The 18,378-nt window shown below is 62.3% G+C and carries 23 protein-coding genes; 11 read left to right on the forward strand and 12 right to left on the reverse strand.

Going from position 1 to position 18,378, the window contains the following annotated elements; genetic code table 11:
• The first annotated feature begins 182 nt into the window (after window positions 1-182).
• From GYH29_RS04070 to rplI, 9 genes are all read left to right on the forward strand, one after another.
• The gene (locus GYH29_RS04070; RefSeq protein WP_232060508.1) at window positions 183-3,479 is read left to right on the forward strand and encodes a sensor domain-containing protein; all 3,297 of its coding nucleotides are present in this window, start codon (window positions 183-185) and stop codon (window positions 3,477-3,479) included.
• 68 nt (window positions 3,480-3,547) lie between these two features.
• Window positions 3,548-4,303, forward strand: a complete 756-nt coding sequence (gene rlmB, locus GYH29_RS04075) for a 23S rRNA (guanosine(2251)-2'-O)-methyltransferase RlmB (protein ID WP_019103594.1) — start codon at window positions 3,548-3,550, stop codon at window positions 4,301-4,303.
• A gap of 175 nt (window positions 4,304-4,478) precedes the next feature.
• Window positions 4,479-5,975: a multicopper oxidase family protein gene (locus GYH29_RS04080; protein ID WP_161523213.1), complete on the forward strand. Its 1,497-nt coding sequence runs from the start codon at window positions 4,479-4,481 to the stop codon at window positions 5,973-5,975.
• A gap of 92 nt (window positions 5,976-6,067) precedes the next feature.
• The gene (locus GYH29_RS04085; RefSeq protein WP_043592068.1) at window positions 6,068-6,394 is read left to right on the forward strand and encodes a metal-sensitive transcriptional regulator; all 327 of its coding nucleotides are present in this window, start codon (window positions 6,068-6,070) and stop codon (window positions 6,392-6,394) included.
• A gap of 25 nt (window positions 6,395-6,419) precedes the next feature.
• The gene (locus GYH29_RS04090; protein ID WP_081574638.1) at window positions 6,420-6,722 is read left to right on the forward strand and encodes a hypothetical protein; all 303 of its coding nucleotides are present in this window, start codon (window positions 6,420-6,422) and stop codon (window positions 6,720-6,722) included.
• Between the two features lie 341 nt (window positions 6,723-7,063).
• Window positions 7,064-7,441 carry a 30S ribosomal protein S6 gene (gene rpsF, locus GYH29_RS04095; RefSeq protein WP_043592023.1) on the forward strand — a complete coding sequence of 126 codons (378 nt, stop codon included), beginning with the start codon at window positions 7,064-7,066 and terminating at the stop codon, window positions 7,439-7,441.
• Window positions 7,442-7,459: 18 nt separating this feature from the next.
• On the forward strand, window positions 7,460-7,759 hold the full coding sequence (gene priB, locus GYH29_RS04100) for a primosomal replication protein N (RefSeq protein ID WP_019103684.1): 300 nt from the start codon (window positions 7,460-7,462) through the stop codon (window positions 7,757-7,759).
• A gap of 5 nt (window positions 7,760-7,764) precedes the next feature.
• The gene (rpsR, locus tag GYH29_RS04105; protein ID WP_043592020.1) at window positions 7,765-7,992 is read left to right on the forward strand and encodes a 30S ribosomal protein S18; all 228 of its coding nucleotides are present in this window, start codon (window positions 7,765-7,767) and stop codon (window positions 7,990-7,992) included.
• 21 nt (window positions 7,993-8,013) lie between these two features.
• Entirely contained in the window at window positions 8,014-8,463 is a 450-nt protein-coding gene (gene rplI / locus GYH29_RS04110) for a 50S ribosomal protein L9 (RefSeq protein ID WP_043592018.1), read from the forward strand.
• Between the two features lie 76 nt (window positions 8,464-8,539).
• On the opposite strand, the gene GYH29_RS04115 is transcribed toward rplI, so the two are convergent.
• Together GYH29_RS04115 and GYH29_RS04120 are read right to left on the reverse strand one after the other, a co-directional pair.
• Window positions 8,540-8,875, reverse strand: coding sequence for a DUF2322 family protein (locus tag GYH29_RS04115; protein WP_043632431.1), 336 nt, complete (start codon window positions 8,873-8,875; stop codon window positions 8,540-8,542).
• Window positions 8,876-9,340: 465 nt separating this feature from the next.
• Window positions 9,341-9,892: an isochorismatase family protein gene (locus tag GYH29_RS04120; protein WP_161523214.1), complete on the reverse strand. Its 552-nt coding sequence runs from the start codon at window positions 9,890-9,892 to the stop codon at window positions 9,341-9,343.
• A 161-nt stretch (window positions 9,893-10,053) separates the two neighbouring features.
• Here GYH29_RS04120 and GYH29_RS04125 point away from each other — a divergent pair, with 161 nt between their 5' ends.
• Complete coding sequence (locus tag GYH29_RS04125; RefSeq protein ID WP_161523215.1) at window positions 10,054-10,557, forward strand: GNAT family N-acetyltransferase; 504 nt, start codon at window positions 10,054-10,056, stop codon at window positions 10,555-10,557.
• A 43-nt stretch (window positions 10,558-10,600) separates the two neighbouring features.
• Here the strand turns inward: GYH29_RS04125 and GYH29_RS24580 are convergent, their stop codons facing one another.
• From GYH29_RS24580 to GYH29_RS24590, 4 genes are all read right to left on the reverse strand, one after another.
• Window positions 10,601-10,768 carry a hypothetical protein gene (locus GYH29_RS24580; RefSeq protein WP_019100733.1) on the reverse strand — a complete coding sequence of 56 codons (168 nt, stop codon included), beginning with the start codon at window positions 10,766-10,768 and terminating at the stop codon, window positions 10,601-10,603.
• A gap of 246 nt (window positions 10,769-11,014) precedes the next feature.
• A complete protein-coding gene (locus tag GYH29_RS24535) occupies window positions 11,015-11,203 on the reverse strand; it encodes a hypothetical protein (protein ID WP_081554316.1) in 189 nt (62 codons plus the stop codon).
• 152 nt (window positions 11,204-11,355) lie between these two features.
• Window positions 11,356-11,526, reverse strand: coding sequence for a hypothetical protein (locus tag GYH29_RS24585; protein WP_174243633.1), 171 nt, complete (start codon window positions 11,524-11,526; stop codon window positions 11,356-11,358).
• 32 nt (window positions 11,527-11,558) lie between these two features.
• A complete protein-coding gene (locus GYH29_RS24590; protein WP_019100730.1) occupies window positions 11,559-11,726 on the reverse strand; it encodes a hypothetical protein in 168 nt (55 codons plus the stop codon).
• A gap of 194 nt (window positions 11,727-11,920) precedes the next feature.
• Between GYH29_RS24590 and GYH29_RS04130 the strand changes: the two genes are divergently transcribed.
• Window positions 11,921-12,820 (forward strand): LysR family transcriptional regulator, encoded by a 900-nt coding sequence (locus tag GYH29_RS04130; RefSeq protein WP_039754100.1) that lies wholly within the window; start codon window positions 11,921-11,923, stop codon window positions 12,818-12,820.
• 201 nt (window positions 12,821-13,021) lie between these two features.
• On the opposite strand, the gene GYH29_RS04135 is transcribed toward GYH29_RS04130, so the two are convergent.
• The 6 genes from GYH29_RS04135 to GYH29_RS04160 all read right to left on the reverse strand — a co-directional run bounded on the left by GYH29_RS04135 (window position 13,022) and on the right by GYH29_RS04160 (window position 18,341).
• The gene (locus GYH29_RS04135; RefSeq protein WP_043632440.1) at window positions 13,022-14,266 is read right to left on the reverse strand and encodes a uracil-xanthine permease family protein; all 1,245 of its coding nucleotides are present in this window, start codon (window positions 14,264-14,266) and stop codon (window positions 13,022-13,024) included.
• A gap of 45 nt (window positions 14,267-14,311) precedes the next feature.
• Window positions 14,312-14,782, reverse strand: a complete 471-nt coding sequence (locus GYH29_RS04140) for a GNAT family N-acetyltransferase (protein WP_161523216.1) — start codon at window positions 14,780-14,782, stop codon at window positions 14,312-14,314.
• Window positions 14,783-14,855: 73 nt separating this feature from the next.
• Complete coding sequence (gene upp, locus GYH29_RS04145; protein WP_019100726.1) at window positions 14,856-15,488, reverse strand: uracil phosphoribosyltransferase; 633 nt, start codon at window positions 15,486-15,488, stop codon at window positions 14,856-14,858.
• A gap of 139 nt (window positions 15,489-15,627) precedes the next feature.
• The gene (locus GYH29_RS04150; RefSeq protein WP_161523217.1) at window positions 15,628-16,440 is read right to left on the reverse strand and encodes an EAL domain-containing protein; all 813 of its coding nucleotides are present in this window, start codon (window positions 16,438-16,440) and stop codon (window positions 15,628-15,630) included.
• A gap of 124 nt (window positions 16,441-16,564) precedes the next feature.
• Complete coding sequence (gene grxD, locus GYH29_RS04155) at window positions 16,565-16,876, reverse strand: Grx4 family monothiol glutaredoxin (protein WP_043592002.1); 312 nt, start codon at window positions 16,874-16,876, stop codon at window positions 16,565-16,567.
• Between the two features lie 82 nt (window positions 16,877-16,958).
• Window positions 16,959-18,341 (reverse strand): chloride channel protein, encoded by a 1,383-nt coding sequence (locus GYH29_RS04160; RefSeq protein WP_052370291.1) that lies wholly within the window; start codon window positions 18,339-18,341, stop codon window positions 16,959-16,961.
• Window positions 18,342-18,378: the final 37 nt, after the last annotated feature.

Consider the following 18,378-nt stretch of genomic DNA (forward strand, 5'->3'; position numbering starts at 1 on the left):
CGGCTTGTGTTCGGCGGGGTGAATATTTTCATCGGCATTGTCTGGCTGCATCCGGCAATTGCATATATTGTATGTCAGTCGGGTGGTTTTGTTTTTCATTTGGCATATATGCATTTGATTTTTTAATGCAAAGTTAATTGCGGCGCGCGGCAGAGCGCCGGCGCGAACGGGAGCGGGGTGGTGTGACAGTCGGATCGGCTTGCCGGGACGCGGCGGTGTTTCTCGGGTTTTTGGCGTGCACGGCATTCTGGCCGCGCGAGCCGGTATTGGGGTTTTCGCTGGCGGCCTTTCTGGCTCACGGCGTATGGAGTTATCGTCTTTTGCGTCGCGGCTGGCGGCAGTCCTGGTGGTGGCCGGTGGCCGCCGCCGCGCTGGCCGCTCAATGGTCGTCGCCGCAATGGGCCGCTCTGCTGCTGATCAGCCTGTACGCGTTGGCGCCCGGTCTGTACGCGGCCGGCTTGCGCGGAGGGCTGGCGGTGCGTCAGCCGGCGGACTTGTTGCGGCTGCTGCTGCGCTTGGCCTGCTATCCGTCGGTTCTGCTGGCCGGTCTGGCCGCCGGCGCCGGATGGCGCTGGTTCGGCATGGAGGGCTTGTGGTCGTGGGCGGCGCAGGCTTGGGGCGTGTCCGGGCTGGCCCTGTCCTTGTGCGTGCCGCCGGCCTTGTATGCGTCCGGCGCAACGCCGACGCGGCGTCAGGTGTTGGAAACCGGCCTGATCCTGGCTTTGGCCTGCGTGGCGTGGCTTAGCCTGCTGGGCAGTAGCCTCGCTTATTCGCTGCCCTGCCAACTGGTGTTCTTTCCTCTGATGTTGTGGGCTGCTTTCCGCGTGGGTTTCCGCGGCGCGGCGCTGGTGGGGGCCTGGGTGCTCGGTCTGCTGTCGCTGTACGTGCTGGCGCCGGAGTTGACCATGCACGCTAGCGCGCTTAACGGCGCCAGCGAGGTGGCGCTGACCTTGGCCTTGAGTTGCGCGACTCTGCTGGTATCGGTGTTGGCCGATGGCCATCGCCAGAACGAGAGCGCGCTGCGTGAATTTCGCGCCAGAGTGGAATCCCTGGTCAACAACAGCCCCAATATGATGTCGCTGAAGGGTCTGGACGGCAGCTTTCTGCTGGCCAACGCCGCCTATGCGCGTCGGGTGGGCCGCTCGCCGCAGGGCATGCAGGGCTTGACGGTGGAAGAGTTGTTCGATGTGGTGGACGCCGCGCAAATCCGCGCGCAGGACGCTGTGGTGCTGTCCTGCCTGGAGCCGCGCCAGTTTGAAGAGAGCTTCCTGTTCAACGGGGTGCTCAGCCATTTGTTGGTCACCAAGTTTCCCCTGTTCGACGCTCATGGCCGCCCGGCCGGGGTGGGCAGCGTGGATACCGACATCACTCAGACCCGTCAGGAGCAAAAGGCCAAGCGCGAGGCGGAGGAGCGTTACCGCGCTCTGGTGGAGCAATCGCTGGTAGGCATTTACATCCTGCAGGACGAGAAGCTGATCTACGCCAATCCCAAGCTGGCGGCCATTGTCGGCTATCAGCCCAAGGAGCTGGAAGGCATGCCGATGGACCTGTTGCTGGTGCCGGGCGAGGCGGTGCGCATCCGCCAGCAGATCGTCAAGCGCTACCGCGAGAACATCGCGGTGCTGCAGTACGGCACCCGCGCGGTGCGCAAGGACGGCGTGGTGGTGGACGTGGAGATCCACAGCCGCTTGTTCGATTACGAGGGCAAGAAGGCCATCATCGGCGTGGTGATGGATATTTCCGAACGGTTGGCGGCGGACGCCAATCTGCGGCTGGCGGCCAAGGTGTTCGAAAACTCGGCGGAAGGCATTCTGCTGATGGACGCCGAGGCGCGCATCATCGCGGTCAACCACGCTTTCAGCCGGATTACCGGCTACGCCGAGGACGAGGCGCTGGGCAAGGTGTCGCGCATCTTTGGAGATCAGAAGCAGCTGGGCCGGCAGGCGATGCTGGAAGCGCTGGCGGACCGCGGCCATTGGCAGGGCGAGATGCAGGACCGCCGCAAGAGCGGCGAGTGGTATCCGGCAGAGCTGGCGATCTCGGCGGTGCGCGACGCCGGCGGCGCGCTCAGCAACTACGTGGCGGTATTTTCCGACATCACCTTGCGCAAGCAATCCGAGGAACGCTTGCAGTTCCTGGCCAATCACGATCCGCTGACGCAACTGCCCAACCGCAGCAGCCTGACCGCGCGGCTGGACGAAGCCATCATCAGCCTGGATTGCGCCAGCGGCTCGCTTGCGGTGATGTTCATCGATCTGGACCGTTTCAAGCTGATCAACGACTCCTTCGGCCATCAGGCCGGAGACGAATTGTTGCGCGAGACGGCGCTGCGTTTGCAGCGGGCGGTGGGCGCGCGGGGTTTGCTGGCGCGGCTGGGCGGCGACGAGTTCACCCTGGTGATGACAGGGTTCAAGGACGCCGCCGCCCTTGTGGCCGCCGCAGAAGACACGCTGGCGGCGCTGGGCCAGCCGCTGCGGCTGGAAAACCACGAGGTCTACGTCACCGGCAGCATAGGCATCAGCGTCTATCCCAACGATGGCACCGACGCCCAGACCCTGCTCAAGAACGCGGACGTGGCGATGTACCGCGCCAAGGAGGCGGGCAAGAACACCTATCAGTTCTTCGCCGCGGAAATGAACACCCAGACCTTCGAACGCCTGCTGCTGGAGAACGGCCTGCGGTTGGCGCTGGAGCGCGGCGAACTGGAGCTGCACTACCAGCCGCAGGTGGACGCGGTCAGCCGCCGGGTGCTGGGCGCGGAAGCGCTGATCCGCTGGCGCCATCCGCAACTGGGCCTGGTGCCGCCGGGCCGCTTCATCCCGCTGGCGGAGGAAACCGGCCTGATCAAACCCATCGGCGACTGGGTGCTGCAAGAGGCCTGCCGCCAGTTGGCGGCCTGGGACCGTCAGGGCCTGACGGTGCCGCGGCTGGCGGTGAACCTGTCCGCGCGCCAGTTTGAACAGCAGATGCTGCCGTTCAAGGTGGCGGACGCGCTGAGGGCCGCGGGCCTGTCCGCCGCGCGGCTGGAGCTGGAAATCACCGAAAGCATGATCATGCTCAACCCGGTGGAGGCGGTGCGCCAACTGGGCGAGTTGAAGGCCTTGGGCGTGGGCTTGTCCATCGATGATTTCGGCACGGGTTATTCCTCATTGTCCAATCTGAAGCGTTTCCCGCTGGACACTTTGAAGATTGATCAATCCTTCGTTGAAGGCTTGCCGGACGACGGCGACAACGCCGCCATCGCCGAGGCCATCCTGGCGATGGCGCGCAAGCTGCAATTCCAGGTGGTGGCGGAGGGGGTGGAGAGCGAGCGCCAGGCGCAATTCCTTACCAGCAAGGGGTGCGCCTTGCTGCAGGGCTATCATTTTGGCCGCCCGGTGCCGGCGGCGGAATTGCCTGCCTTGCTGGCCGGCATCGTCGCCGTGGGCGAGCAGCGGCAACTGGAGCTGATGTCCGGCGTGGAGGTGCTGGGCAGCTGAAAGCAAGCCGGTTTTGCCCTGAACCGCCGCGCGCTCTAAAATGGCGGGATTGTCATTAGAGAATCGCCATGAGCAACAAACGCCTGATCCACGGCTTTCACGCCATCAATGCCCGTTTGTGGCAGAACCCCAAGAGCCTGCTGGAAATCTGGCTGGCCGGCGGCCGCCACGACGCCCGCGCCAAGGCGGTGATAGACAAGGCCGCCGAGGAAGGCATCAAGCTGCACATCGTCGACAAGGAGCGCCTGGACAGCATGACCGGCAACGCCCGCCACCAGGGCGTGGCGGCCACCATAGACGCCAGCCGCAATTTCGTGCACCTGGACGACGTGCTGGATAATCTGAGCGAGCCGGCCTTGCTTCTGATTCTGGATGGCGTGACTGATCCACACAATCTTGGCGCCTGCCTGCGGGTGGCGGACGCGATGGGCGCGCACGCGGTGATCGCGCCCAAGGACCGTTCCGCCGGCCTCAACGCCACTGTGTCCAAAGTAGCGTGCGGCGCGGCGGAAGTGATTCCCTATATCACGGTCACCAATCTGGCGCGCACTTTGCGAGACCTGAAAGACGCCGGCATCTGGATCGCCGGCACCACCATGGAGGCGGACACCGACCTCTATCACTGCGACGCCGCCGGCCCGCTGGCCTGGGTGATGGGCTCGGAGGGCGAGGGCATGCGCAGGCTGACCCGCGAACACTGCGACGTGCTGGTGTCCATTCCGATGTTCGGCACCGTGGAGAGCCTGAACGTGTCGGTGTCCGCCGGCATGGTGTTGTCGGAAAGCCGTCGCCAGCGCACGCTGGCCCAGGCCAAGGCCGACTGATTCCGGTTGTCCCGAAAACCAGGCCCCCGCAACGCGGGGGCTTTTCTTTGGGCGCTCGGTTTGACTGTGATCAGATGCCGGCCTAAAAAAGTAGACAGAATTTGGAACCGATCTGGCGCAGCCATAGTCTTGTTGATACCTTACCTGGGTATCCTATTAAGAGAGGAGTGCAGTGATGGATAGACGTGGATTCATCGGCGCCGGCGCGGCGTTGGCCTTGGTTCCGCTGCTGCGGCAGGCCTGGGCGGCGCAGCCGTCAGCCGTCGATCATGGCGCGATGGGGCATGGCGCGATGGGCGCGGAGACGGCGCCGGCCGCGGCCGGCCTTGGCCTGCCGGCGGGCCTTGCCTTGCCGGTCCTGCCGCTGCTGCGCAATCAGAGTGCGGCCCCCGGCGTGTTTCAAGCTGGTTTGAGCGCCGGCGCGCAAGCGTTGCCGCTGCTGCCGGGCAAGCCCGCTACCGTGTTCTGGAGCTATAACGGCCAGGTGCCGGGACCTACGATAGAAGTGTTTGAAGGCGACGAGGTGCGGCTGCATTTCGAAAACCGCCTGTCCCAGCCCACCACCATTCATTGGCACGGCCTGCCGATTCCGGCGGACCAGGACGGCAATCCGCAAGACCCAGTGGCGCCGGGGCAGAGCCGCGAATACCGTTTCACCTTGCCGCAAGGCTGCGCCGGCAGCTATTGGTATCACCCGCACCCGCACGGCCATACCGCCGAGCAGGTGTATATGGGGCTGGCCGGCGTGTTCGTGGTCAAGAGCCGCAGCGATCCGCTGGCGCATCTGCCGGAGCAAAGGCTGGTGTTGTCGGACCTGAAGTTGGACGCCGAAGGCAAGATAGCGGCCAGCAGCGAAGCGGATCGCATGGACGGCCGCGAAGGCCAGTTCGTGCTGGTCAACGGCGCTTGGAGACCGCATTTGACGCTGGGCGCGGGCGAGCGTCAACGCTGGCGGATCTGGAACGCGACCAGTGCGCGCGTGCTCAAGTTGGCCTTGCCCGGCCATGAACTGGAACTGGTCGGCAGCGACGGCGGCCTGCTGCAGCGGCCGCGCCGCATCGACAGCCTCTCGCTGCCGCCCGGTGCCCGCGCCGAGCTGGTGGTGACCGGACGCTTCGCGCCTGGTCATGGCGCCGGCCTGTTGGCCCTGCCGTATCGGCGCGGCAAGATGATGTCGGCCGAGCAGGAAGACACCTTGACGCTGCTGGAGCTGCGCCGCGGAGCCGCGACCGAAACCACTGCGCAGCTGCCGGCGAGACTGCGCGAGATCGAGCTCTTGGGCGAGCCCGCGGTGCGGCGCAAAGTGGTGCTGTCCGAGGATATGGCCAATCCCGCCGCGATGTTCCTGATTAACGGCAAAACCTTCGATATGGGACGGGCTGACTTTGTGGGCAAGGTGGGGTTGGTGGAAGAGTGGGAGATCGTGAACCAAGCGGATATGGACCACCCCTTCCACATTCACGGCACCCAGTTCCAGGCGCTGGCGCGCCGCAAGGACGGCGTCTGGCGCGATGAACCGTTCCTGGCCTGGCGCGACGTGGCCAATGTCTCCGCCGGGGAGACGCTGCGACTGCGTTTCCGTCAGGACATGCCAGGCCTGCGCATGTTCCACTGCCACATCCTCGAACACGAGGACGCCGGGATGATGGGCATGCTGAAAGTAGAGGCCTAGGCGGCCGTGCGCAACTGCGTCACAATGGCTGTTGCCCGGCCTGTTTTAAGCATGGCCGGGCTCGCTTTGAACCCGCTTGGATTAGGATGGACATGACGCAAGAAAAACCGCAGGACGGCTGTTGCGACGCAGCGGCCCCGCTTTCCGATAAAACCGTGGTGCAGCCGGGGAAGAGCGCGCTGGTCAAGAGGCTGGCGCGCATTGAGGGCCAGGTGCGCGGCATCAGCGGCATGGTGGAGGCGGATCGCTACTGTGTGGATATCCTGACCCAAGTGGCGGCGGTGAAGTCGGCGTTGGACGCGGTGTCCATGCAACTGCTGGAAAATCACATGAAAGGCTGCGTGGCGCGCGCGCTGCATCAGGGCGACGCCACCGGCATGGTGACCGAACTGATAGATGTGGTCAAAAAAGTGCGCTGAACCGCGCCGTCGCAAAGGAGTACGTATGAAAACCCCGCTCGCTGTTTTGCTTTCTCTCGTTTCCGCGCTGGCCACGGCGGGGCCTATCCCGTTCGAGGTCTACATCAAGCTGCATAAGGGCATGTCCGAGGCCGAGTTGGTATCTCAGACCGGTGCCCCCGACTACAGCAGCAACGGTCCGACGGTCAAAACCAAGGGCGCCAACACGGTGGTGGAAACTAGTACCCGTACGCTGTCCTGGCTTGCCAACGACGCGGTTCCCTACACCACCACCGTGACCTTGAGCAATGGGGTGGTGGTGGACATCTCGCGTGACAAAAAGCTCTGAGAGCTTGTTCAAAGTCTGATGCGCTTCGTGGAGCGTTGCACGGTGAGTACAAGCTCAAAATGCTCATGTACCCCTCGTACACTCGGCTTTTTCGCTCGTTTTCTCCTTGTCTCGCCCTGGTTCGCGAGCCTTTGTACAGGCTCTGAGAATCCGTTTGTCCACGCCCTCGGGACTCTTGCAGACGCCAAGCCGCCGTTTTTGCCACATACGCATACCCCGCGGCGCGGAAGGCACTGATTTTATTTGCTTGTCACCGCCTAAGCGCGTAGAATGCTGCGGTTTCAACCCCTTGCCTTTTGCAACTGCATGGCAAAAGGCTTCAATAGCCACAAGGAGTTAACATGCGTCATTACGAAATCGTGTTCATCGTCCACCCGGACCAGAGCGAACAGGTTCCGGCCATGATCGAGCGCTACAAGGGCATGGTTCTGGCCGCTGAGGGCAAGATCCATCGTCTGGAAGACTGGGGCCGCCGTCAACTGGCTTACCCGATCCAGAAGCTGCACAAAGCTCACTACGTTCTGATGAACGTAGAGTGCCAGTCCGAAACCCTGGCCGAGATCGAACACGCCTTCAAGTTCAACGACGCTGTTCTGCGTCACCTGACCATCAAGCTGGATCGCGCGGTTACCGAAGCGTCCCCGATGATGAAGGACGAAAAGGCCAAGAACCTGCTGGACGCCCAGCAGCCGGCAGCCGAGGCTGAAGCTTCCGCCTAATCGGCGAGGAGCGAGGTCTTGCAGAACCGTCTGGCTCTGACCGCCACGGTCGACCGCGAGGATGCGCTGAGATACACCCCCGCCGGCTTGCCGGTATTGGAAATGTGGCTCAAGCATCAGTCCAGACAGACAGCTCACGGTTTTGATCGGGATGTGGCCTGCGAAATACAGGCCGTGCTGATAGGCGAAGAAGCCCGGAAGTTTTCCGGGAAACTGGCGGGAAACACGGTGAACCTCACCGGCTTTCTGTCCCAGCGCAGCCTCAGGAATCCGCGGTTAGTGCTCAATATCGAATATGTTGAATTTGTAAAAGGTTAGTCAAAATGGCTCGTCAACTCTTCAAGCGCAAGAAGTTCTGCCGCTTCACGGCAGAAGGCATCAAGGAAATCGACTACAAATCCGTTGATCTCCTGAAGGACTTCATCGCCGAAAACGGCAAAATCATCCCGGCTCGCATCACCGGCACCAAGGCCCGCTACCAGCGTCAGCTGACCACTGCTATCAAGCGTGCTCGCCTCCTGGCCTTCCTGCCGTACACCGACCAGCACTAAGCCGGGAAAGGAACTTAAAAGATGCAAATCATTCTGCTCGAAAAAGTTGCCAACCTGGGTCAACTGGGTGATGTGGTTAAAGTCAAGGATGGTTACGGTCGTAACTTCCTGATTCCGCAAGGCAAAGCCAAGCGCGCTACCGAAGCCAACCTGAAAGAGTTCGACGCTCGCCGCGCCGAACTGGAAGCCAAGCAAGCCGAGATCCTGGCTGACGCCAAGGTCCGCGCCGAGAAGCTGAACGAAGCGGTTGTCACCATCGCTCAGAAAGCCGGCGTTGACGGTCGTCTGTTCGGTTCCGTGACCAACGTCGACGTTGCTGAAGCCGTGACCGCCTTCGGCGTGCCGGTTAAGCGTTTCGAAGTTCGCCTGCCGAACGGCCCGTTCAAGGCCATCGGCGAGTACGACATCGAGATCGCTCTGCATCACGACGTTGTTACCCCGATCAAGATCGTGGTTGTTGCCGAAGCTTAATTTCCGCTTTCGGGAATCGCTTTACGAAAAAGCCCGCTCATCCGAGCGGGCTTTTTGTTTGGGCGCGCGGGGCGTTTCAGTCGTCCTGATTTAGTACCAGGCGCGCTCGCAGGCCGGGGGCGTCGGCCTCGGCGATGGACAGCAGGCGGTCGATATTGGGGTGCTTGCCCGGATTGGCGCGGGCGTCCGGCGTATGTTCAGCGTAAAGCGCCAGCCCTTCGCGCGCGGCCTTGCGGTCAATGTGGCCGTGGTTCTTGATCAGGGCATGGTAGACGCGTACCGAACCGGCGGTGCCGGGCTGATTCTCCAAACGGCCGACCGGCTCGCCGCTGGCGTCCAGCAGCACGATGGCGCGGATATCGTCGACGGCGGGCAGGGTGTTGAGAATGTCCTTGAAAACGCTTGCTTGCATGATGTGCTTTCCTATTGTCGTTATCGTGGCGGGCTGCGGCGGCTGCCCGTTGAGTGGCGGGGTGTTGCAGGTGGCCTGTGGAGCAGATCTGGGCCGGATGCAAAACCGCCGAGTGTAGTCGGATATTAGGCGTAGGAGAGGTTGAGAAAGTTCAGACCGTCGCCGCGCATTGCACTTTTTTGGTGCGCCCTATTGGGGTTTTTGCCTTTATTTGGTGCAACTTGTGCCCGCAGGCATTCATTACACCATGCTTTGAGCGGTCTTGTGTTGCAAAGGTATTAATTAATCAATGGCTTGGCCAGTTACTGTTAACTTGGCACGGCAATTGCTAAATATAAAGCGATCTGGTGACGCCAGGGCATGGCCCGGTGTCTCGCGCCAGTCTCCAAAGGGGATAAGAGAGCGGCAAAGCCGCCTTGGATCGGGGTCGATCGGCGAAGCCGACGGCCCCGTTTCATTTTTGCGTTATGGCTGCTCGCCCACCAGGTAACGCTGGCTCATTCGTTTGAAGTGCTCTCCGCCGGCTTGGCGCAGGCATTCGAACAACACCATTTCCTTGCTGACGATGACGGTGCCGGCGTCTCGCATCCGCTGCAAACCCAGCTCAATGTCGGACACCTTGCGGCTGGATACCGCGTCCGCCACCACGAAGACCTGTTTATCCAGTTCCAGCAGTTCCAGCACGGTTTGCAGCACGCAAACGTGGGCCTCCATGCCGCAAACGATGGTTTGAGGCCGGACTAGGACTGTTTCCGGCAGACAGTTCGCCGCAACGCAGGAGAAGTGGGTTTTCTCTACCACTTGCGAGTCGGGCGCTTGGGCGAGCAGTTCCGGCAGGGTATGCCCCAGGCCGCGCGGGTATTGCTCGGAAAACACTACCGGCAGGCCGTGATCGGCGGCCACGCCTATCAGCCAGCGACAGCGCGCCGCCATGCCGGCCGCGTCCACTACCGCCGGCGCCAGCTTTTCCTGGATGTCCACCACTAGCAGGCTGGCCTGTTCCTTGTGCATCAGCATCCTATTCTCCTTTTGCTTATTGGTCTTGGTCGCGGTGTTCAGGATACCGCTTTTGGCCCGGACATGCGCCATCACGGCATCTGAATGTCATTGTTCTTGCCGTTGCAAGCTTCTCCCAGTCATGATGGTGATTTCTGAATTGCAATTTTCGGGGGAATGTTATGCACGATTTACTGATCAGGAAGGTTGAGCCGGAGGATGCGCCGGCCTTGGCGGCGATGATGGTGTTCGAGGAGGTGGTGGCCAATACCTTGCAGCTGCCTTACCAATCGGTTGAAGACTGGCGGCGCAAGCTGGCGCAAGCGCAGCCACATGTGCATTCCCTGGTGGCCTGTAACAGCGATGGCCGGGTGATAGGCAATGCCGGTTTGATTTGTGGTGAACGCCCGCGCATCCGGCATACGGCCAGCCTGTTTATCGTGGTGCATCCGGAATGGCACGGTCGCGGCGTGGGATCGGCATTGCTGAGGGCGGTGCTTGGGCTAGCGGATAATTGGCTGGGGCTGCTGCGGGTGGAACTGGCCGTGGTGCACGACAACGAGCCGGCTATAGCGTTGTACCGCAAGTTCGGCTTCGAGCTGGAGGGACGCAGACGCAAGGAGCAATTGCGCGCCGGACGCTATGAGGACACGCTGATCATGGCGCGGCTGCGCGGGCTGGAATGACAAAGCGCCTGCGTAGGCAGGCGCTGGCTGAGTGTCGCGCGGCTTACTTGCCTGCGGCGTCTTGCGCTTGCGGCGCTTGCTGCTGCTGTCCTTGCAATTGCGCGTCCATGCGCGCGCGCATTTCCCACATATTGGACAACCCTTCGCCCGCCATCGCGGCGCTGGACAGCAGGATAAGGGACAGAGTGGTCAGTACGGTTTTCTTCAGCATGATGTTTCCTTTCATGGCAAATCGACCGGTCGACCGGCTCGGCGCAGGGCGTCGACGGAGGTCGGCTAAGGGCCTGGCGAGGCTTGTCGCTGTGCTAGCGGCCTGCATCGCCATTGAATTCTAGTGAGTGCCGGGACTTTGTCCGGTCATGGCGGCGATCAATTTGCAAACGAGTGTGAATCGCGTTTCGCGGGGGGGGCTTGGCCTCCCGCCGCGGAGCGCGGGCGGGAGGGGCGGCTTGCCATCTTAGCTGGCGGACTGGTTGGTCTGAGCGCCGGCTGTTGGGGTTTGCTGCGAAGCGGCGGCTTGCTTGGCTGCGATCTGGGCATCCATGCGCTCGCGCATTTCGCGGGCGTTATTGGCGCCTTCGCCGCCGGCCATGGCTGCGCCGGACAAGATGATCAGGGATAGTGCGGTGAGTACGGTTTTCTTCATGGTGATTTCCTTTCATTGCGATCTTGCCGCGGCCGGATTGTTTGGGGCCGGCGACAGGGCTTGAGTCGACATTCTATGGCGGGCTTTGCCGCAGTGCGGTAAACGATTGTGATCGTGTGCTAATGAACTTTGATCGCGTTTACAAAGCTGGATTAGCGGCCTGCCTGGCTGGTCTGGGCCGGAGCCGGAGCTTGCTTGGCGGCGATCTGGGCTTGCATGCGTTCGCGCATTTCGCGGGCGTTGCTGGCGCCTTCGCCGCCGGCTGTGGCGGCGCCGGACAGAACGATCAGAGACAGGGCGGCGATAACGGTGTGTTTCAACATGGGGAATTCCTTGTAAAGTGTGGGGTGCGCGCTTATTTGGCTTGCTGAGCCTGGGCCGGGGTTTGCGCCTGCTTGGCGGCGATCTGGGTTTGCATGCGCTCGCGCATTTCACGGGCGTTGCTGGCGCCTTCGCCGCCGGCTGCGGCGGCGCCGGACAGAACGATCAGGGACAGGGCGGCGATAACGGTTTGCTTCAACATGGTCAAAATCCTTGTGTGATTAAGTGGCTTGGCGGCAGCCTGGATGTTCAAAATGCTAGAATCGATCCGGCGTTCCGCTAAGGAGTCAGGCTGCCCGCTCTGGCAGGCTGCGCGACTTAGTGACTGAATATTAAGGATGTTTTTTGGCCGCAGATAGCGGAATGATTTGCACTGAACCATCAGTAAATTTGAATATGAAACTATCACTCGATGCTTTGCTGGTGCTGGACGCCATCGACAACCACGGCAGCTTCGCCGCCGCAGCGGACGCTTTGTTCCGGGTGCCTTCCGCGGTGACTTACACCGTGCAGAAGCTGGAACAGAGTTTGGGCGTGCAGATATACGATCGCAGCGGACACCGCGCCCGGCTGACGCCGGCCGGCGAGCGTCTGCTCAAGGACGGCCGCCATCTGCTGGACGCGGCGCGTCAGCTGGAGCTGAGGGTTAGCAAGCAAGCCCAGGGCTGGGAGCATCAGTTGCGCATCGTGATCGGGGATCTGGTGGACTTTGGCCAGGTAATCCCGTTGATCGCGGAATTCGATCAACTGGCTTCGGCCACGCGACTGATTTTCCGCAGCGAGATTTTTGGCGGCACTTGGGACGCCCTGTACGACGACCGCGCCGATCTGGTGATAGGCGCGCCTAATATGCCGCCTCCCGGCGACTATTTCACCCGCACCATAGGCAGTTACGATTTTGTGCTGGTGGTGGCCGCCGGTCATCCGCTGGCGGCGGAGGATAAGCCGCTGCCGCCGCATGTGCTGCGTCAGCACCGCGCGGTGGCGATAGGCGACACTTCACGACGCTTGCAGCCGCGCACCGGAGGTTTGCTCGATGGTCAGGATGTGCTGACCGTGCATAGCAGCCTCGCCAAGCTGGATGTGATCCTGGCCGGCCTGGGCAGCGGCTATCTGCCGCGCTCCATGGTGGGGCCTTATCTGGCCAGCGGTGATCTGGTGGCCAAGGAAGTGGCCGAGGACAGTCCGGACCACCAGATGTGCTTTGCCTGGAAGCAGGCACAGCCTGGCAAGGCGTTGCAGTGGTTCATTCAGCGTTTGGAGCAGGCGGTGGAAGCGGGCGAACTCCGGCCGTGAAAAAGCCGGCGTCCGTGAGGAGGCCGGCTGGTCATGCGTGCCGCGGGCAGATTCTTAGAGCCAGTTCAAAATCTGGCGAGCCAGAGCGAGACAAGGCGAAAACCGCTGAGAAAGCGGAATGGTCGAGTGGTACATGAGCATTTCGAAGCGGTACTCACCGTGTCACGCCTCACGAAGCGCAGCAGATTATGAACAGACATCTTAGATGTCCTGGCCCTCGACGATGCCGTCGTGACTGGTGGCCTGCTTGGGCAGCAACAAGTTCAGCACGATGGCCAGCAGCGAGCAAAGGCCAACGCCGGCCAGCTCGAAATCGCCCAGCTTCAGGCTGAGGCCGCCGATGCCGGAGGTGAGCACCACCGAGATGATCACCAGATTGCGCGGTTCCATCAGGTCCACCTTGGCCTCGATCAGGGTTTTCAGGCCGATGGAGGCGATGGTGCCGAACAAGAGCACCATGATGCCGCCCATCACCGGCAGCGGGATGGACTGCAATAGCGCGTTGAACTTGCCGAAGAAGGCCATGGCGATGGCGAACAGCGCGGCCCAGGTCATGGTGACCGGGTTGAAGTTGCGGGTGATCATCACCGCGCCGGTGACTTCGGCGTACGTGGTCACCGGAGGGCCGCCGATCAGGCCGGCTACGCAGACACCCAGGCCGTCGCCGGACAGGGTGCGGTGCAGGCCGGGCGATTGGGTGTAGTCCTTGCCTGTGACGCCGCCTATCGCCATCACGCCGCCGATATGTTCAATCGCCGGGGCGATGGCCACCGGAAGCATGAACAGCGCGGCCGCCCAGTTGACTTCCGGGCTGTGGAAGGCCGGCATCGCGAACCAGGGCGCGGCCGCCAGTTTGGCGAAGTCCACCACGCCAAACAGCGCGGCGGCGATATAGCCGACGATGACGCCGGCCAGAATGGGCACCAGTTTGAACAGGCCGCGCGCGAAGATGGACACGATGATGGTGGTGGTCAGGGAGATCGCCGCCAGCAGCATGGACACCGCGTAAGGCGTGACCTGCTTGCCGCCGGCGAGGCCCATAGCCATGCCGGAGGCCGCGGTGGCCACCGACAGGCCGATGATCATGATCACCGGGCCGATCACCACCGGGGGCAGCAGCCGGTTGACGAAGGCCATGCCGCGCCAGCGGACCACGGCGGAAAACAGGAAGTACATGAAGCCGGCACAGAACAGGCCGAACTGCGTCGCGCCCTGGCCCCAGGTGTGCATCGAATAGATGATGGGGCCGATGAAGGCGAAGGAGGAGCCGAGGAAGATCGGCACTTGGCGCCCGGTGTACAACTGGAACAGCAGGGTGCCGATGCCGGCCCCCAGCAGCGCCATCGCCGGATTGAGGCCGGTCAGCAGCGGCACCAGCACCAGCGCGCCAAAGGCGACGAACAGGATCTGGGCGCCGGACACGGCCAGCTTGATTTGTTGGAGCATGATTTTAGCCTCTGGGGTCGTCTCTGTCTGAATGGGGGGCATGGCCTAAAGCAGCCGTTTACCGAGAATGCGCGCTTGCGGTTCCAGGCCTCGGCGCAAGTAGAAGTTCAACGCGGCTTGGTTGAAATCCTTCACCTCTAGCCGGATCTCGTCGGCCGAATGTCGCCGCGCCCAGTCTTCGGCCGCGTTCAGCAAGGCTGAGCCTTGGCCCTGCCCACGCCGCTCCGCCGTGACCACTAGCGTGGCGACGCGGCAAATGCGTCGAGGCAGCAGGAAGGGGAGGGTGAGGTCCAGCAGGGTCAAGGCGACGAAGGCGGTGACCTCGCCATCGGTCTCCGCTAGTAGCAGCGCGGCGTTGGGCGTGTTCAGCTGACCGGCCCAGAACGCGCTGTCGCGGTCTGCGGCGCCGTTGTCGGCGAAAGTGTGCGGCAACGCAAGATGGTGTTGCAGATTGATTTCGTCGGCAAGACGGCAGATGGCGGGCAAGTCGCTGGCGGCCGCGGGGCGTATTGTCATGGCTGAGACCGGATGAGGCACGCAAAAAAACGCCGCGTCCGGAACGGGGCAGCGGCGCTGGAATGGCTCATGATCAGGCTTGCTTGGTGCCGAAGATCTTGTCGCCGGCGTCACCCAGGCCGGGAATGATGTAGCCGTGCTCGTTCAGGTGGCTGTCGAGGGAAGCGGCGTAGATCTGCACGTCCGGATGGGCGTCGTTGACGATCTTCACGCCTTCGGGCGCGGCCACCATCACCACGGCCTTGATCTGTTTGCAGCCGTTGCGCTTGAGCAGGTCTATGGTGGCGACCAGCGAGCCGCCGGTGGCCAGCATCGGATCGATGATGATGGCGATGCGTTCGTCCAGATTGCCGACGAACTTCTCGAAATAAGACACCGGCTCCAGCGTTTCCTCGTTGCGGGCCAGTCCAACCACGCTGATCTTGGCGGAAGGCACCAGGTCGAGCACGCCGTCCAGCATGCCGATGCCGGCGCGCAGGATGGGCACCACGGTAACTTTCTTGCCCTTGATTTGCTGGACGTCGATCTTGCCGCACCAGCCGTCTATGGTGACGCTTTCCAGTTCGAAGTCGCGGGTGGCTTCATAGGCGAGCAGGCGCGCCAGCTCTTGGGTCAACTGGCGGAATTTCATGGTGCTGGTGTCGGCTTCGCGCAGCAGGCCGAGTTTGTGTTGCACCAGCGGATGCTGGACGACGGTGATGTTCATGAGACGTTCCCATACCTTGGCAAAAAGCTGCTTTCGGCGCGGGCGCGCCAAAAGCAGCTCTTGGTATTAATTATATGAAGCCGACAGCCTTGGAAGGTCTTGGGCTGCCGGTGCGGGGTATTTGGTATGGGGCCGTATTTTACCCCTTTTCCCATTCCGAAATCCACTGCAAGAATTCGGCGGCGGCCCGCGGCGGGCTGCAGATATAGCCCTGCACCGCGTCGCAGCCTAGTTCGGCCAGCGTGGCCAGGTCGGCGGTGTCCTCCACGCCGATGGCCACAGTGGTGAGCCCGGACGCTTTGGCCAGGCTTATGTCTTCGCGCAGGATGGCTTGCAGATGCTGGTTGGAGCTGACGCCTTGGACGAAGGCGCGATCCACTTTCAACAGACTGAAATGGCTGATCAGCAGTTTATCGGTCAGGGTGACGCCGATGCCGAATTCGTCGATGCCGATGCCGAAGCCGGCGGTGCGCAACTGGGACAGCTGCGCGTCGGCTTTCTGCCAGTGCTGTCGCAACGTGGATTCGGAGAACTCCAAGGTCAGCTTGGCTGGCTCCAGGCCCAGAATGCGCACTTTCTGCAGCAGTTGCTCGCACAGGCTGTCGTCGTCCAGCGACATCGAGGTCAGGTTGATGGTGACCGGAATGTCATGGCCGCGTTCCTGCCAATCGCTGCAGGCGTACAGCGATTTTTCCAGGATCAGTTCGGTGAGTTCGCGGATCATGCCGCGCTCTTCCATCGCCGGCACGAAGCTGACCGGCGACAACACGCCAAGCGCCGGATGCTGCCAGCGCGCCAGCGCCTCGGCGGCGATCACCTTCCGGCTGGAGATTTCGACTATCGGTTGGAACCAGGGGATGAGCTGATCGTTGACCAGCGCGCGCCAGATCTCTTCGATAGGCATGGCGCTGGCGGGGCTGAGGACGGCTTTGGTTTCCTGATGTGTCGGCATGGGGCGGTTTGGGTTGGGCAAGCGGATGTCACCCTGATTGTATGACATGGCGGGTGTTTTCGAAACGGTAAATTCCGCTGCAAAAACAAAGGTCCCGGCCATGGCCGGGACCTGGGAGAGGTGCTTACAGGTCTTTCAGCAGCTCTTGCAATTCACCGTTCTGGAACATTTCATACATGATGTCGGAGCCGCCGATGAATTCGCCTTTGACATACAGTTGCGGAATGGTGGGCCAGTTGGAGAAATCCTTGATGCCCTGACGGATGTCGGCGTCCTGAAGCACGTCTACGGTCGCGAACTGTTCAAGGCCACAGGCTTTGAGAATTTGCACCGCGCGGGAGGAAAAGCCGCATTGTGGGAATTGGGCCGAGCCCTTCATGAACAGCACCACCGGGTTGTCGGTCACGGTTTGCTGGATGGTTTGTTGCGCGCTCATTCAGTGGTCCTTGCTTGGATCGTCAATGTGGCTGCGGGCACCGCTTGCGCGGAGAAATACCCGAGCGTTTCAATAGGTTATTTTACTTTTCGGCCGCCCGCGGGTCAATTTGCTTCGCAGCGGACGCGGCCTGGCCCGCGTGCCATTGCCGCAGGAAGATGTGCACCTGTCCGTCGTACAGCGCGCGGCGGGTGATCAGCCGCGATACATTGGACGCCAGCAGGGCGGTGGCCATCAACGGGATGATCATGGCGGAGGAGTCCGTCATTTCCATCACGATGATGAAGCCGGTCATCGGCGCGCGGGTCATGCCGGCGAAGAAGCCCACCATGCCCAAGAGCACGATCAAGGTTTGCGGCAGGAAGGGCAGCAGATTGGCCATGTTCAAGCCAAAGCCGGCGCCTACCGCCAGCGATGGGGCGAACATGCCGCCGGGCACCGCGCTGATAAAGCTGATGAACATGCTGAGCAGCTTGAGCAGGCCGTAGCCCTGCATGCCGGCGCCGCTGCCCTCGATGATTTCGCGGGCGCGAAAATACCCGGTGCCGAAGGTGATGCCGTCGCTGGCGATGCCGATCACCGCCAAGGCCAGGCCGCAGCCGGCGGCGAACACCACCGGTTTTTTCAGACGCCAGTCGTGCAGCGGGCCGGGCAAGCGCAAGGTCAGCGCTAGCATGATGCGGCAGCAGACGCCGCCGAGCAGGCCGCCGATGATGCCGCAGACCGGGATGGCGAGCCAGGACTGCTCCAGCTCCATATTCACCGACACCATGCCGAAATAGCTGTAATTGCCGAGGATGGCGGTGGCGGTGAGACCGGACACGATCACCGAGAGCAAAATGGTGGAACTGGCGCGCAAGTCGAAGGTGCGGCCCATTTCCTCGATGGCGAACACGATGCCGGCCAGCGGCGCGTTGAAGGCGGCGGCCACGCCGGCGGCGCCGCCGGCCAGAATGAAGCTGCGCGCCGCGCCTTCATGACGCAGCGCCGCGTGGCGGTTCAGCGAATATTTGATGGCCGCGCCCACCTGCACGATGGGGCCTTCGTAGCCGAAAGTGGCGCCGGAGCTGATGCCGATCAGGGTCAGCAGCATTTTGCCGATCGCGGCGCGTATGGTCAGAATGCGTTCGCGCAGCGCCTGCATGCCGCCTTCCAGCGCGGCGATGGATTGCGGGATGCCGCCGCCGGCGGAGCCGGGAAAGTAATGTCGCATCAGCCAGATGGCCAGCGCCAGGCCGGCCGGGGTGATCAGCAGGCTCCAGTAAGGCGAATTGTCGTAGATGCGGGTGAAGATGGCGTGCGACAGATGGCTGCCGTTGGCGAAAACGCTGGCCATCAGGCCAATCAGAATGGCGGCGGTCCAGATCGGGATGTGGCGGCGCCACAGGACTGCGGACAAGTAGAGGTAGCGCAGACGGCGCTGGACGCGGCTGCGGACTTGTCTGGCAGTGGGGGAGTCTGGCATGGAGCCGGCCTTTGCGGATGAATATGTGAGTTTTTTC

Origin of the sequence: Chromobacterium haemolyticum, assembly GCF_009936155.1 — a bacterium.
Lineage (GTDB): Bacteria > Pseudomonadota > Gammaproteobacteria > Burkholderiales > Chromobacteriaceae > Chromobacterium > Chromobacterium haemolyticum.